This is a genomic window from Nocardia sp. NPDC006044 (assembly GCF_042871115.1).
GTDB lineage: Bacteria > Actinomycetota > Actinomycetes > Mycobacteriales > Mycobacteriaceae > Nocardia.
Map to the genome: position 1 here is coordinate 791,488 of NZ_JBIAID010000003.1, position 14,219 is coordinate 805,706.

The 14,219-nt window shown below is 68.1% G+C and carries 13 protein-coding genes; 10 read left to right on the top strand and 3 right to left on the bottom strand.

The genetic code is table 11. The annotated features are described in order from the left end of the window. Positions 1–14: 14 nt before the first annotated feature. A complete protein-coding gene (locus ACFYO1_RS28105) occupies positions 15–254 on the bottom strand; it encodes a DUF6364 family protein (RefSeq protein WP_387236935.1) in 240 nt (79 codons plus the stop codon). Positions 255–807: 553 nt separating this feature from the next. Here ACFYO1_RS28105 and ligD point away from each other — a divergent pair. From ligD to ACFYO1_RS28150, 9 genes are all read left to right on the top strand, one after another. Continuing rightward, on the top strand, positions 808–1,779 hold the full coding sequence (gene ligD, locus ACFYO1_RS28110; protein ID WP_387236937.1) for a non-homologous end-joining DNA ligase: 972 nt from the start codon (positions 808–810) through the stop codon (positions 1,777–1,779). Positions 1,780–2,134: 355 nt separating this feature from the next. Further along, a complete protein-coding gene (locus ACFYO1_RS28115; protein ID WP_387236939.1) occupies positions 2,135–3,085 on the top strand; it encodes a D-isomer specific 2-hydroxyacid dehydrogenase family protein in 951 nt (316 codons plus the stop codon). A 141-nt stretch (positions 3,086–3,226) separates the two neighbouring features. Then, positions 3,227–3,583, top strand: coding sequence for a nuclear transport factor 2 family protein (locus ACFYO1_RS28120; RefSeq protein ID WP_387236941.1), 357 nt, complete (start codon positions 3,227–3,229; stop codon positions 3,581–3,583). A gap of 42 nt (positions 3,584–3,625) precedes the next feature. Beyond that, complete coding sequence (locus ACFYO1_RS28125; RefSeq protein ID WP_387236943.1) at positions 3,626–4,045, top strand: hypothetical protein; 420 nt, start codon at positions 3,626–3,628, stop codon at positions 4,043–4,045. A gap of 138 nt (positions 4,046–4,183) precedes the next feature. After that, positions 4,184–5,170, top strand: a complete 987-nt coding sequence (locus ACFYO1_RS28130; RefSeq protein WP_387236945.1) for an alpha/beta hydrolase — start codon at positions 4,184–4,186, stop codon at positions 5,168–5,170. A 2-nt stretch (positions 5,171–5,172) separates the two neighbouring features. Further along, positions 5,173–6,078 (top strand): SDR family NAD(P)-dependent oxidoreductase, encoded by a 906-nt coding sequence (locus ACFYO1_RS28135; protein ID WP_387236947.1) that lies wholly within the window; start codon positions 5,173–5,175, stop codon positions 6,076–6,078. Between the two features lie 7 nt (positions 6,079–6,085). Then, positions 6,086–7,006 carry a ferritin-like domain-containing protein gene (locus ACFYO1_RS28140; protein WP_387238626.1) on the top strand — a complete coding sequence of 307 codons (921 nt, stop codon included), beginning with the start codon at positions 6,086–6,088 and terminating at the stop codon, positions 7,004–7,006. A gap of 5 nt (positions 7,007–7,011) precedes the next feature. Beyond that, positions 7,012–8,514: a flavin-containing monooxygenase gene (locus tag ACFYO1_RS28145; RefSeq protein ID WP_387236949.1), complete on the top strand. Its 1,503-nt coding sequence runs from the start codon at positions 7,012–7,014 to the stop codon at positions 8,512–8,514. Positions 8,515–8,690: 176 nt separating this feature from the next. Further along, positions 8,691–9,461 (top strand): MerR family transcriptional regulator, encoded by a 771-nt coding sequence (locus tag ACFYO1_RS28150; protein WP_387236951.1) that lies wholly within the window; start codon positions 8,691–8,693, stop codon positions 9,459–9,461. A gap of 5 nt (positions 9,462–9,466) precedes the next feature. Here the strand turns inward: ACFYO1_RS28150 and ACFYO1_RS28155 are convergent, their stop codons facing one another. After that, entirely contained in the window at positions 9,467–10,231 is a 765-nt protein-coding gene (locus ACFYO1_RS28155; RefSeq protein WP_387236953.1) for an ABC transporter permease, read from the bottom strand. Between the two features lie 19 nt (positions 10,232–10,250). Continuing rightward, the gene (locus tag ACFYO1_RS28160) at positions 10,251–11,531 is read right to left on the bottom strand and encodes a glycosyltransferase (RefSeq protein ID WP_387236955.1); all 1,281 of its coding nucleotides are present in this window, start codon (positions 11,529–11,531) and stop codon (positions 10,251–10,253) included. Positions 11,532–11,637: 106 nt separating this feature from the next. Here ACFYO1_RS28160 and ACFYO1_RS28165 point away from each other — a divergent pair, with 106 nt between their 5' ends. After that, complete coding sequence (locus ACFYO1_RS28165) at positions 11,638–14,193, top strand: cytochrome P450 (RefSeq protein WP_387236957.1); 2,556 nt, start codon at positions 11,638–11,640, stop codon at positions 14,191–14,193. The last annotated feature ends 26 nt before the right edge of the window (positions 14,194–14,219 follow it).

Sequence of the window (14,219 nt, forward strand, 5' to 3'; positions counted from 1 at the left end):
GACCTCACCCCGTCTCATGCGGCGCCGCGGGCGTCGGTCTCGGCGGCCTCGGTGACATTCAAGTCGTCATACGCCGCGGCCTGTTCGGCGGCGTCGTCCACGGCCAGCTTGGCCAGGCTTTCGTGCACCAGCGCGGTACGCAGCGAGGCATTGATCACCGAGGATAGACTCCGATTCTGCTGCTCAGCCGCCTGTTTCGCCCATTCGGCCACCTGCGGATCCAACGTCACGGTCACCCGAGTCGCCTTACTCATGCCCGAACCTCCCTACCGCCCGGTGCCAACCTAGGCAAAGCCCGCTGGCACTGACCAACCACGCCGCGCTCACTCATGCCTATCCCTTCGCCAAGGCTCGAGTACGCGACCCGCGCTGCCAATCGCCCCGCACCGGCTCGCTCATATCTCCGCCTCGCCAGCGATCGACCCGACATTGACAGCGCACTGCCATCTGACTGACAGCCGCGGTCGGTGAGGCAGTCGCCGATCAGGTGCACGGGTGCGCCGAGGCCGACGGAGAACGGAAGCCAAACGCTGCGCGTACTCACGCTTGCGGACGTAAGCGCGCGACTTCGGCATAGGCTGCCTCGCATCTCGCACCTCGCTCACGCTCGGCCGCCGATTCATGGGACACGATGATGGCGCCGTATGTGCCCGGCCGGTGGGTGTATCGCTCGCTGACCGTGAACTACCGGCACACGAGGTGGCGGCACCTGCCTCGTGCATCCCCCTATGCATACCAGAATGCAGCACATGGTGATGCGCGTTTTCGGACGACCAACAGGCGACCGGTTCGGCTATCGTCGGATCCGTGGCCAGCAAGGCTGCGGCGGCGGCGATCGAACTGGATGTCGGCGACCGCACGATCCGCATTTCGAACCCGGACCGGGTGTACTTCCCGGAGACCGGCGCGACGAAGCTCGACCTGGTGCAGTACTACCTGAGCGTCGGCGACGGCATCGTCCGCGCGCTGCGCGACCGGCCGTGCATGCTGCACCGCTTTCCGAAGGGGCTGGCCGGGGACAAGGTGCACCAGAAGCGGCTGCCCGCGGGCGCGCCGAACTGGATCAACACGGTGCGCGTCTTCTTCCCCCGCTACGGCAGGCACGCCGACGAGCTCTGCGTGAACGAGCTGGCGGACGTCATCTGGGCCGTGCAGATGTCCACGGTCGAGTTCCATCCGTGGAACTCCCGCGCGGCCGACACCGAGCGCCCCGACGAGTGGCGCATCGATCTGGATCCGATGCCGGACTGCCCGTGGTCGCGGGTGCAGCGGGTGGCCGGGGTCGCGCACGAGGTGCTCGACGAGCTCGGCGCGGTCGGCTGGCCGAAGACCTCCGGCGGCAACGGTTTACACATCTACGTCCGCATCGCACCGAACTGGGGGTTCAAAGAGGTGCGCCGCGCGGCGCTCGCCTTCGCCCGCGAGGTCGAACGCCGCGCACCCGAGGACGTGACCACCACCTGGTGGCGCAAGGACCGCGATCCGACGATGCTGTTCGTCGACTACAACCAGAACGCCCGCGACCACACCATCGCCGCCGCCTACTCGGTCCGCGGCGTCCCGACGGCCACCGTCTCCACCCCGATCCGCTGGGAAGAGATCCCCGACGTCGACCCGCGCGACTTCACCATCAAGACCGTTCCCGCCCGCTTCGCCGAACTCGGCGACCTGCACGAGGGCATCGACGACGCGGTCTTCGAGCTCGATCAGCTGCTGGAATGGGCCGACCGCGACAAGGTAGACGCCGACCTCGACGCGGAAACCGACCTGGACGACTGACCCCGCCACCCACGAACCACCCTCGCCGGCGCACACATGTTCACCCACCCCACCACGCTCAACGACCTGCACTACGGCATCGACAAGGCCGCGTTCGAGATCGAGCAGCCGCTGGAATGGGCTGACCGGACAGGTCGACCCCGGCCAGTGCACCTCGGAGTTCTCGAAGCGGCGCGCGCAAATTGCCCGCCCGCGCAGGGGATTGCGAGCAGGTTCGAGCGCATCGGGCGGATCCATGCGCGGCGTCTTCTACCAGGCCGGCGTCGGACGCGCCGAGTGCCGTCGCGATGGCGGTGCTAACGTCGCTGCGGCGCTGTCACCAGCGCACCCGCTGTGCTCCGAAGGAGGTCTGTCCATGAGCCGATCGGCAGTAGCGATAGCGATCGGGCCGGCCGATCCGCCTCCCGCGCTGTTGGTGAAGGCGGTCGAGGACGGCGGCGCGCGGGTCGCCGATCTGGCCGAGGCGCGTGGGTTGATCTGGGCGGGGACGCCGGGGCAGTTCCCGGATGAGCTGCCGGACACGATCGAGTGGGTGCAGTTGCCCGCCGCCGGTGTCGAGGACTGGTTCACCGCGGGCGTGATCGCCGCCCATCCGAAGGTCCAGTTCACTTCTGCCGCAGGCGCTTTCGCCGCAAGCGTGGCCGAGCACGCGCTGATGCTCTTGCTGGCCGGGGTGCGTTATCTGCCCGAGCAGCTGCGCGCGGGCAGCTGGCGGCAGCAGGATTTCTTCCCGCATATCGGTTCGCTGCGCGGCAAGACGGTCACCATCGTCGGCGCGGGCGGCATCGGGCAGGCGCTGATCCCGATGCTCACCCCGCTCGGCGCGCACGTGATCGCGGTCAACCGGTCCGGCCGTCCGATCACCGGCCCCGGCATCCCCGACACGATCGAGACGATCTCCACCGACCACCTCTCCCGGGTGTGGCCGCGCACCGACCATGTGGTCGTCGCCGCCCCCGCCACCGCGGCGACCCACCATCTCATCGACGCGGACGTGCTCGCCCGGCTGAAGCCGTCCTCCTGGGTCATCAATGTCGCCCGCGGCAGTCTGATCGACACCGACGCCCTGGTCACCGCGCTCGCCTCCGGCGCGATCGCCGGCGCGGGACTGGACGTCACCGAGCCGGAACCGCTGCCCGACGGCCACCCGCTCTGGGTGCTGCCGAATGCCATTGTGACGCCGCATGATTCGAACCCACCCCAGTTGCGCCTGGCCGCCTTCGCCGACCACGCGGGCGCGAACGTCGAACGCTTCGTCACCGGCAAAGACCTCCTGGCACCGATAGATCCGGACCGAGGCTACTGACCTCGACCGGCGACGTACGTATACCTCGCCGGAAAGTACTTATAGATGACTGATTCGGGGCACCCCCCTGCGGCCATAACGTAGTTCCTGTCAGCAGGAACGACAGCGAAACCGCAGCTCAGAGCCCCCGAAGGAGCCATCATGAACACCATCGTCGCCCAGTACCTGGAAGCCTGGAACACCACCGACGCCGCCGCCCGCAAGGCCGCCGTCGCCCGGGTCTTCACCGAGAACGCCGGCTACACCGATCCGCTGATGGCGGTCGCCGGCCACGACGCCATCGACGCCGGAATCGCTGCCGCGCAAGCACAATTCCCCGGCTGGACGTTCCGCCTGGCCGGCCCGGTGGACGCGCACCACGACCAGGTCCGCTTCACCTGGGAGCTCGGCCCGGCCGATGCCCCCGCGGTGGTCGTCGGCTTCGACGTCGCCGTTATCGAGGACGGCCGCATCGCCAACGTGTACGGCTTCCTCGACAAGGTGCCCGCCGCAGCCTGAACCCGTTCCGCCCCAGCTTGATTCACTGAAGGAAACTCTGCCATGACCACCACCGCCCCGTCCTACCTGTCCTCCGTCCTGGCCCCCGGCCCGCAGTTGCTTCGCCTCTCGCTCCGCTTGGACGCCGTGGTCACCGGCGTCAACGGCCTGGCCTACCTCGCCCTGGCCAAGCCGCTGGAGTCGCTGCTCGGCCTGGACACCGAGATCGGCATTCCGATCGGGATCTTCCTGACGCTGTACGGCGTGGCGGTGGCGATCATCGGCACGCGGCAGACGATCAGCACCAATGCCACCCGCGTGGTGATCGCCGGCAACGCCGCCTGGGTCGTGGTCAGCCTCGCCGCCCTGATCGAAGGCGTGCTCGACCTGAACACGGTGGGTTCCATCTGGACGGTCATGCAGGCGGCCACCGTCGGTGGCTTCGCCGCCCTGCAATACCTGGGCCTGCGCAAAGCGCGCTGATCGCCGAACCTACCGACGACCGCGGTACCAGCAGACCTGCTGGTACCGCGGTCGTTTTCGCAGGTCAACACCGATCGCGATCAGCCTGCAATGAATGTGCCATTGACAACTGGCACATCCATGGATGATTCTGAGCGCATGACAAGGTCAACGAAGACCTCGATCCCCAGGGTGCCCGCTAGAGCCTCTGCGCGGGCCACACTGGCCGCGACGGCCACCCAGATCGGGTTACGCCCGCTGAACAACGCGGTGCCGATGAACGCCCCGGGCGTCTGGTTCGCCCGCAAGTTGGTTGCCACCTTCATGGCGGTCGGCGGTCCGGTCCCCCGCGGCACCGCGATCACTCCGGTCCGGTCCGGGCCGGTGCGCGGCGAATGGGTCCGTGCGGCCGGCGTCTCCTTCGGCCGGCGCGCCGTCTATTACATTCACGGCAGCGCCTACGTCATCTGCTCGGCGCGCACCCATCGCGGGCTGGCCGCACAGTTGTCGCGCAAGACCGGACTCCCGGTCTTCGTCGTGGACTACCGCCTCGCCCCGGAGCACCGCTTCCCGGCGGCCGCCGACGACATCGAGGCCGGCTACCGCTGGCTGCTCGACCGCGGCTATGCCGCGGACGACCTGGTGATCGCCGGCGATTCGGCCGGCGGGCACCTGGCGCTCGACCTGCTCATCGAGAACAACCGCCACCGCATCCCGCAGCCCGCGGCGGTAGCGATGTTCTCGCCGCTGTTCGATCTCACCCTGAAGCTGGCCGCCGAACAGGAACGGCAGCAACGTGATCCACTCATTTCCGCCGCCGCCGCGAGCCGGATGCCACGTGAGTACACGAAGGGCCTGCCCGACGACCTGCCCCGGCTGCGGCTGACCGTGCCGGAGGGTATCCCCTTGCCGCCCATGCTCGTTCAGGTCGGCGGCGCCGAAATGCTCAGGGCCGACGCACGAGCGCTGTGCGAGACGGTGCGCGGCGCGGGCGGCCGCTGCGAACTAGAGATTTGGCCGGGTCAGGTGCACGTCTTCCAGGCGTTGCCGACGCTGGTGCCCGAAGCCGATCAGGCCCTGACCCGCGCGGCCGAGTTCCTGCGCGCGGCGCTGGCCGACCGCACTGTCTCCGAGAAGGTGAGCTGACGATGTTCGGACTGGAAAAACTACTGCCGCTCGGCAATCGGCCCCGGCGCACGCACGGCGCGCGAGCGGTGGTGACCGGCGCGGGCAGCGGCATCGGCCGGGCCTTCGCGCTGGAGCTCGCCGACCGCGGCGGGCAGGTGATCTGCGCCGACATCGATGAGGCCCGCGCCGACCAGACCGTCGCGCTGATCGAACGCAAGCATCCCGGCACCGCGCACGCGTTCCGCTGCGATGTGGCACAGCGCGAAGACGTGGAAAACCTTGCGCGCTTTGCCGAATCGCTGTTCGAACGCCCGGTCAGCCTGGTGATCAACAACGCAGGCGTCGGCATCGGCGGAAAACGGGTCGGCCAGGTCGGTTTCACGGACTGGGAGTGGGCGCTGGGCATCAACCTGTGGGGTGTGGTGCACGGGTGTGAGGTGTTCACGCCGCAGCTGCGGGCCGCGCGCCGGGGCGGGATCATCAATGTCGCCTCCGCCGCCGGCTTCGCCGCCGCGCCGTCAATGGCCGTCTACAACGTGTCCAAGGCGGGCGTGATGTCGTTGTCGGAGACGATGGCGGCGGAGCTGAGCGGCACCGGCGTCGCGGTCACCGTGCTGTGCCCCACGTTCGTGAAAACCAATGTGGCCAAGGACGGCCGGATCACCCAGCAGTCGGCCGGACTGGCCGACACCCTCATGCGCTGGACCGGCTTCTCCCCCGAATACGTCGCCCGCAGCACCCTCGACGCGCACGACCGCGGGCAGCTGTATGTGCTGCCGCAGCTGGACGCCCACGTCGTCTGGCGGCTCAAGCGCTACTTCCCCGCCCAGTACACCTACGTCCTCGGCCTCCTGGATCGGGTTCTGCCCCAGGACAACTCGCCTTCCACCGACCGTACGTCGGTCACCGATAAGACAGGAGTCTGACATGGCCATCACGATGGACTTCGACGATATGCTCGCCAAGATCAAAGACCGGCAGTGGGCGCTGGCCGACATCGATTGGGACGCACCGGGCGCCGAGACGATCACACCCGAGCTGCACGCCAAGCTCAAGCCGTTCATGGCCGATCTGATGTGGATCGAGAACGTCGGCGCGCGCGGCTTCGCCGCCATGGCGAAGAAGGCGCCCACCGAGACGCTGCGCGAGATCTACCGCTACTTCCACGCCGAAGAGCAGCGGCACGCCAATGCCGAACTGGCGCTGATGCGGCGCTGGGGCATGCTCGACGGCGACGAGATCCCGCAGCCGAACGTGAACGTCAAGCTGGTGATCGACTTCCTGGACAAATACGCCGACGGCATGTCGCTGTCGTTCCTGGGCACGGTCATCCCCATGCTCGAGGTCGCGCTGGACGGCGCGCTGGTCAAGTTCATCATGGACGAGATCCACGACCCGGTCTGCCAGGACGTCTTCAAGAAGATCAACAACGACGAATCCCGGCACCTGGCCGTCGATTTCGCGGTGATGGACGTCCTCGGTCACGCACAGATCCGCAAGCTCGCCACCGACCTCATCGGCGGCTGGCTGAAGCCGTCGCTGATCATCGGCGTGCTGAGCTATGTGCCGCTGCTGAACAAGATGCGCGACAACATCGTCGAGATGGGTGTCGACGAGGAGAAGCTGTACTCGGCGCTCAAGCGCTACGCCAACGTCGGTGAGCGCAGCGAATTCGCGCGCAGGCTGCCGATGTATCAGCTGGTGAAGATGCAGGGCGGCTGGGTGATCGACCGCGGCCACCCGTACCACCTGTTCGCCGACGCGCTGGTGAAGATCACCGCCAGAGTGCCGAAGGCACTGCTGCGCAGGGACCCGACCTGGGTCAAGGAAGTCACCTACGAGCCGGCGGCATAGGACAGATGAGCAATCAGACATTAGACGTCGCCATCATCGGCGGCGGGTTCGCCGGCATCGGCGCCGCGATTCGCCTGAAACAGAAGGGCATCGACGGGTTCGCCATCTTCGAACGCGGCGACGCGATCGGCGGCACCTGGCGCGACAACACCTATCCCGGTGCGGCATGCGACATTCCGTCGCGACTGTACTCCTACAGCTTCGCGCCGAACCCGGACTGGTCGCACACCTACTCGGGCAGCAACGAGATCCTCGGCTACATCGAGTCGATGGCCGCCGAATTCGGCCTCGGACCGCATTTCCGGTTCGGCAGCAACGTGTCCGGCCTCGTCTTCGACGAGCAGGCCGGGCAGTGGGAGATCGGCATCGACGGCCAGGACCCGGTCCGGGCCCGCGCGGTCGTGCTCGCCTCGGGACCGCTGGCCAATGCCAGCTTTCCGAACATCCGCGGAATAGACGACTACGCCGGGCACAAGATCCACAGTGCCCGTTGGGATCACGATTACGACTTCACCGGCAAGAAGGTCGCTGTCGTCGGCACCGGCGCGAGCGCGGTACAGATCATCCCCGAGCTGGTCGATAAGGCGGCCTCGGTCAAGGTCTTTCAACGGACACCGGGCTGGGTGCTGCCCCGGGTCAACCGGCGCACCAACGCGGTGACCAAGGAGATCTATCGCCGGGTGCCCGCCGCCGAGCAGCTGGCGCGGCAGGCCTGGTTCTACGGGCACGAGTCGGTCGCCCTCGGCGTCGTCTGGAACACGCCGCTGACCAGGGTCGTCGAACTGGTCGGCAAGGCCCAATTGCGCAGGCAGGTCAAGGATCCCTGGCTGCGCCGCCAGCTGACCCCGGACTTCCGGGCGGGCTGCAAGCGGCTGCTGATGACCGACGACTACTACCCGGCCCTGCAACGGGACAACTGCAAGCTGATCACCTGGCCCATCGCCAAGCTCTCCGAGCGCGGCATCCGGACCGCGGAAGGTGTGGAACACCAGGCCGATTGCATCGTCTTCGCGACCGGCTTCGATGTGTCCAAGACCGGTACTCCGATTCCGGTCGTCGGCCGCGACGGCCGGGTGCTGGCCGACGAATGGTCGGGCGGCGCGTACGCCTACAAGAGCGTCGCGGTGTCGGGGTACCCGAACCTGTTCCTCACGTTCGGGCCGAACTCGGGGCCGGGTCACAACTCGGCGCTGGTGTACATGGAGGCGCAGATCGACTACCTGGTGAGTGCCGTCGGCACCATCCTGGAGCAGGATCTGCGCATCCTCGACGTCCGCAAGGACCGGCAGGACCGCTACAACGCGGGCATGCAGCGCAGGCTGACCAGCACCACCTGGAACTCGGGTTGCCACAGCTGGTACCTGACCGAGGACGGGTTCAACGCGACCATGTATCCGGGGTTCGCCACGCAGTACGTCAACCAGCTGCGGACCGTGGACCTCGCCGACTACACGGTCGTCGCCGCGGATCGCGACGCACGCAGGCCCCGGATCGCGGCGGTTTCCTAGATGACGGTCGCCGGCGACCTTGGCGATAGACTCGGTCGATCACGCGGCGTGAGCGACAGGCCCGGAGGCGGCAGCTTGCGTCACCACGGAGGGCCCGTGAGCGCCGCAATGGGACATTGATCGGGCTGTTCGGTCGCCGGCACACCGGGGCCGTGGTGGGCGAGGAGGTGGAATCGATGGAGTACCGGATCGATGACCTCGCGCGCGCCGCGGGCACCACCACCCGCAACGTGCGGGCGTATCAGGAACGTGGACTGCTGCCCCCGCCGGTCGGCAAGGACGGCCGGGCCAGCATCTACGACAACTCACACCTGGAACGGCTGCGGTTGATCGACGCGCTGCTGCAACGCGGCTTCACCACCTCGCACATCGGTGACTTCATCACCAGCTGGGAGACCGGCAAGGACCTCACCGAGGTGCTCGGCCTGCAACACGCGGTGACCGCGTCCTGGGCCAAGGACGAGACGTTCGAGGTCCCGCGCGAGCTGATCGGCACCATCCTCGGCGCCGAGGCCGACGAGCTGGTCGACCGGCTGCGCGAGATGAAACTGGTCCGGCTCGAAGGTGACACGGTCGTGTTCACCGAAACCCAGCTGCTCACCTCGTTCGCCGAGTTGCACGAGTACGGGCTGGAACTGCGCACGCTGATCGAGATCTACGCCAAGGTCGCCGACCGCATCGACGACATCACCCACATCATGATCACCGCGGCCAAGCAGCACATCATCGATGAGCACGGCCCCGGCTGGCTCCCCGATACCAGCAGCGAGATCGCCGACACCACAACGATGTTGAGCAAGATGCGCGAACTCGCCGTCGCCTCGGTGCACTCCACCCTGGCCCGCTCACTGGACGTCACGCTGCGTCACGAACTCGGCGACTACCTCGCCACCGCCGCCGAACGCGAACGCGCGCGGTCGGATTCGCGCCCCGACACTTCGGCCTAACTGACTCAGTTCCGCGATCTGCGGGCGAAGAGCATTGCGGCGCAGACGTATCCGACAATTGCCAGGCCGACCGACCAGAGCACGGCCGATAGCGCGTTACTCTCCGTGCTGCCGGTGAGCAGGTTTCGGAGCGTGTCGATCACCGGTGTCGCGGGCTGATGCTCGGCGAAACCACGGAGCCAGGACGGCATGGAGCTGGTGGGTACGAAGGCGCTGCTGATGTACGGGATGAACATGATCGCGTAGGTGAATCCACCCGCCGCCTCGGGATTTTGCGCAAGCAGACCCAATGCCACCGCGATCCAGGTGATCGCGTGCACGAAGAGCAGGGTTATCGCGAGCGCGCCCAGCCACGCGAAAAAGCCGGTGTCCGAGCGGAATCCCAGAATCGTGCCGACCGCGAGCACGATGGCGACGGCGATCAGGTTGCGCACGACGCCCTCACCCACATGCCCGGCGAGCAGGGCCTGCCGGAAGATCGGCAAGGTCCGGAAGCGGTCCACCGCGCCGGTGCGCAAGTCGGTCGCTACCGCGGTCGCGGTGATCGAGGCGCCGAATCCGGTGCAAAGCAGGATGATTCCGGGAATCACGTAGTCGATGTACGGGCCGTACACCTGGATCGCGCCGCCGAACACGTACACGAACAGCAGCATGATCAGCACCGGCAGCAGCAGCGAGATCAGCAGCGTGTCCCGGCTGCGCAGGGTGTGCCGCACCGCGCGCCGGAACATGACGGCGGAATCGGTGACGGCCGTGACCGGCTCGCTCATGCCACCGCCGCGGTCCTGCTCACCCGGCGGCCGCTTCGACGATATCGGCGGTTCGGGGAGTCGCGTCCGCATGCGATTGCAGCTCGCCGGCAAGGGCTTTCGCGCGCTGTACGGTCCCCTGCTCGAGCAGCGTGCGCACCCCTGACTCCAGCCGATCGCGGTCGAGTTTGCGGAAACTCAGATGCGCGCCGACGCCGAGCCGTTCGACCTGCCCACCCCACATCGGCTGGTCGAACGACACCGAGCACACCAGCGTCGGCAGCCCGGCGCGCAGGCTCTCGAAGGTGGTGCCGATGCCGCCGTGATGCACCGCGGCGGCGCACACCGGGAAGACGATGTCGTGCGCGACCGGGCCGACCACCTTGACCCGCGCACTGGTTTCCGCGTCGGCGGCGGCCAGATCGCTCCAGCCCGCACTCACCAGGCCACGGATGCCGAGGCTCGCGCACACCTCCTCGACGAGGGCGAGCACGGCGTGAGTGTCGCGGATGGGCATGCTGCCGAAGCCGAAGTACACCGGCGGCTCGCCCTCGGCGATCCAGGCGATCACCTCGCCGTGGTCGGCGGCCAGCTCGCCCAGGGCTTCGCGCGCGGTCCGTTCCAGCGGCAGGAAGCCGACGAGCGGCCTGCGCGCGCCCCACTCCTCGGCCAAGCCCGGGACCAGCGCGGGGTCGTAGATCTGCACCTCGGGCACGCCGCCGCGTTCGAGCACGGCGGCCGGACCGGCGGTCGAGCGCGGCAGGCCGAGTTCCCTGCGCAGCTGGTTCAGGTACTTCATGAAGACGACGCGGCGCAGGTTCTCGGCGAGCAGCCAGGTGGCCCGGTTGACCACACCCGGCGGCTGCCAATCCGCCGGTAACGCGCCCGGGAACGGATACGCGGCGTTCTTGCGGCACGGGAAGCCGTGCAACGAGACCAGCGGCACCCGCATCGCCTCGGCGACCGACGCGGCCCGGTCCTCGGTGAGCATCGTCGAGACGATGATGTCCGCGCCGGCGCAGACGTCGATCACCTCGCGGTTCATCTGCTCGGCGTAGTCGGCCATCTGCTTGCCGACGAGTTGCATGAGCCGGAAGCTGCTGCCCGCGGCGAGCGCCTTCTGACCTTCATCGGAGGCGTAGAGCTGTTGCACGTCCGGCCCGCAGCTGACCGCGGACAGGCCGGTGCGGGTGGCGAAGCCGACCAGGTTCGGCGGCGCGCCGAGCAGCACGTCGTGGCCGCGTCTGCGCAGCTCGAGGCCGAGCGCCACGGCGGGTTGGACGTCGCCGCGGGTGCCCGTCAACGGAATCGCCACTCTCATGCCAGCTCCTGTACTCGGCGGGCGCCCCCGCATTCGTCGGGCCGCGGGTCGGCGACTCGTCGTTCTTCCAGCATGCGCGTGGTGCACATGTCCGTACCGTGGTCCCATGCACGTCGCGCTGTTCACGGACTTCCATCCCGCGACCCTCGGCGGGATCCAGACCTCGGTACATGCCCAGCGCCGCGGGCTCGAGCGGCTCGGCCACCGGGTCACCGTGTTCACCGCGCCCACGCCGGAATCTACCGAATCGGAGCGCGACATTGTGGTCCTTTCCGCACTCGGCGGGGTCGTGGTCAACGGTTTCGCCATGGTGTTGCCCACTCCGGCGAACAATCGGTTGATCGATGCGGTCTTCGCCGAGCGCGGGCCGATCGATGTCGTGCACACCCAGACCACCTATGGCGTGGCCATCGCCGGGCTGCGGGCGGCACGGCGGCATGGGATTCCGGTGGTGCATACCGTGCACAGTCGCGACGATGTCTTCATCGCCAACACCTCCCCGGCGCCGTACCTGTCCGCGCTCACCATGCGCGCGCTGCACGGGCGTTTCGTCTCGCATCGCGGGAAGATGCCGCGCAACAACGAGTCCCGCGCGGCACGGCATGCCTGGCGGACGATGGTCGCGCAGGCGCAGGCCGCCGATCGGGTGATCGTGCCGACCGCGCATTTCGCCGAGCGCGTGCTGGCGCACGGGGTCCACCGGCCGATCCGGGTGATCTCCAACGGGATCGATGACGAGTTGCTCGACAAGGCGCGGACGCTGAAGGGCGGGACGGGAAACGGTCCGTTGCGAATCCTGTGGTGTGCCAGACTGTCCGGGGAGAAGCGGCTACTCGAGGCCATCGAGGCGGTCCGACGGGTCGAGAACTGCACGTTCGACATCTACGGCTCGGGAGATCTGTACGAGCGGGCACAGGCGGCGATCGAGAGCGGCGGACTGAGCGACCGCGTGCGGCTGCACGGCGGCGTCAGCCAGGCGGACTGCCTGGCCGCCATGGCCACGCACGACGTATTGCTCTTTCCCTCTGCGGGTTTCGACACGCAGGGCATGGCCCTGCTGGAGGCGGTGGCGATGCGGCTGCCCGTCGTCTACTGCGATCCGGACCTGGCCGAGACGGTGCCCGACGGCGGTGGCGTCCGCACCCGCGACCCGTCCGTGGCCGCGCTCGCCGATTCGCTGCGCGAACTCGCCGACCACCCAGAACAATTGGCGCCGATGCGCGAAGTCCTCACCGAGCACGCCGACGGCGCACGGCAATCCCGCCACACCGAAACCATCCTCTCGATCTACACCGACCTGGTCGGAGATTCGAAACTCGCTATGCCACAGACTGTTCCGAACGTGCCCACCGCTCCGGGGCGGCTACCCCTGCTCGGCCACAGCGTGGTGGCATTGCGCGACGGGCTGAGGTTCGTCACGTCGCTGGCCGGCGTCGGCCCGATCGTCCGGATCTATCTCGGGCCGCGCCCCGCCTACGTGCTCACCACCCCCGACCTCATTCGCGAGCTGAGTTTCGGTGAGGCGGGCGAATTCCACCGCGAGGAACTGCGCGACGCGATCCGGGAGGTGATCCGCGGCGCGTCCAATGTGCTCAGCGGCAAGCCGCACGAACTGCGCCGCCGGATGATCGCGCCCGCGCTGCGGCAGCGCCGGTTGACCGAATACGCCGCGGTCGCCGCCGATGTGGCGAACACGTGGTCGGCCTCGCTACGACCGGGCCGGCAGCTGAACCTGGTCGACGAGGCGCACCGGCTCGTCCTCGACACCATCTCCTCCACCCTGTTCACCGCCGAGTTCGGCTCGGAGGCCAAACGCGAAGTGCAGCAGACCATTCCGTGGCTGCTCGGCCAGGTGATCCAGCGCGCGGCGCTGCCGCCGCCGGTGCGCCGCCTGCGCGTCGTGGCCAACCGCCGGTTCACCGCCAAGTCGCATCGGCTGCGCGCCGAGATCGGCGCCGTGGTTGCCGAATACCGCCGCGCCGACCGGGATTTCCACGATGTGCTCTCCGCGCTGGTGCGGCACAGCGATCCGGAAACCGGTACCCGGCTGTCGGACGAGGAGATCATCGACGAGCTGCTGCTGATGCTCGCCGCCGGCGTCGGCTCGACCGCGTCCATCCTCGGCTGGGTGTGGCACGAGGTGATGCGCAGTCCGGACATCGCCGCCGAATTGCGCCGCGAGCTGGACGATTTCGTCGGCGACGGGCCGGTCACGCCGGACCATGTCGCCGAGCTGCCCTACCTGCGGCTGGTGGTGCTCGAGACCCTGCGGTTCTGGGGGCCGTGGGTCAGCACGCACACCGCGGACGGTCCAGTCACGCTCGGCGGCACCACGCTGCCCGACGGCGCCATGGTGGTGTACAGCCCGTACATGATCCATCACAACGCGCACTACTACCCGGACCCGGAAACCTTCGACCCCGATCGCTGGTTCCCCGGCCGGGTCGAGGAGATCGACAAGAAGGCGATCCTGCCGTTCGGGGTCGGCAACCGGCACTGCCCGGGCAACAACTTCGCGCTGATGACGATCACGCTCGCGACCGCCGCCCTGTTCGCCCGGTGGCAGCCGGTCGCCGACCCCGGCTACCGGGTGAAACCGTCGAATCGTGACTTCGTCGCGGCTCCGTCCCGGCTGCCGGTGGTGTTGCGGACCCGCCCATGATCGGGCGGGTAATGCGCCGATGAGTT

Excerpts from the sequence above, each read along its gene's own strand:
- ACFYO1_RS28105 (WP_387236935.1), bottom strand. The coding sequence starts at position 254 with ATGAGTAAGGCGACTCGGGTGACCGTGACGTTGGATCCGCAGGTGGCC.
- ACFYO1_RS28115 (WP_387236939.1), top strand. The coding sequence starts at position 2,135 with ATGAGCCGATCGGCAGTAGCGATAGCGATCGGGCCGGCCGATCCGCCT.
- ACFYO1_RS28120 (WP_387236941.1), top strand. The coding sequence starts at position 3,227 with ATGAACACCATCGTCGCCCAGTACCTGGAAGCCTGGAACACCACCGAC.
- ACFYO1_RS28125 (WP_387236943.1), top strand. The coding sequence starts at position 3,626 with ATGACCACCACCGCCCCGTCCTACCTGTCCTCCGTCCTGGCCCCCGGC.
- ACFYO1_RS28130 (WP_387236945.1), top strand. The coding sequence starts at position 4,184 with ATGACAAGGTCAACGAAGACCTCGATCCCCAGGGTGCCCGCTAGAGCC.
- ACFYO1_RS28135 (WP_387236947.1), top strand. The coding sequence starts at position 5,173 with ATGTTCGGACTGGAAAAACTACTGCCGCTCGGCAATCGGCCCCGGCGC.
- ACFYO1_RS28145 (WP_387236949.1), top strand. The coding sequence starts at position 7,012 with ATGAGCAATCAGACATTAGACGTCGCCATCATCGGCGGCGGGTTCGCC.
- ACFYO1_RS28150 (WP_387236951.1), top strand. The coding sequence starts at position 8,691 with ATGGAGTACCGGATCGATGACCTCGCGCGCGCCGCGGGCACCACCACC.
- ACFYO1_RS28155 (WP_387236953.1), bottom strand. The coding sequence starts at position 10,231 with ATGAGCGAGCCGGTCACGGCCGTCACCGATTCCGCCGTCATGTTCCGG.
- ACFYO1_RS28160 (WP_387236955.1), bottom strand. The coding sequence starts at position 11,531 with ATGAGAGTGGCGATTCCGTTGACGGGCACCCGCGGCGACGTCCAACCC.
- ACFYO1_RS28165 (WP_387236957.1), top strand. The coding sequence starts at position 11,638 with ATGCACGTCGCGCTGTTCACGGACTTCCATCCCGCGACCCTCGGCGGG.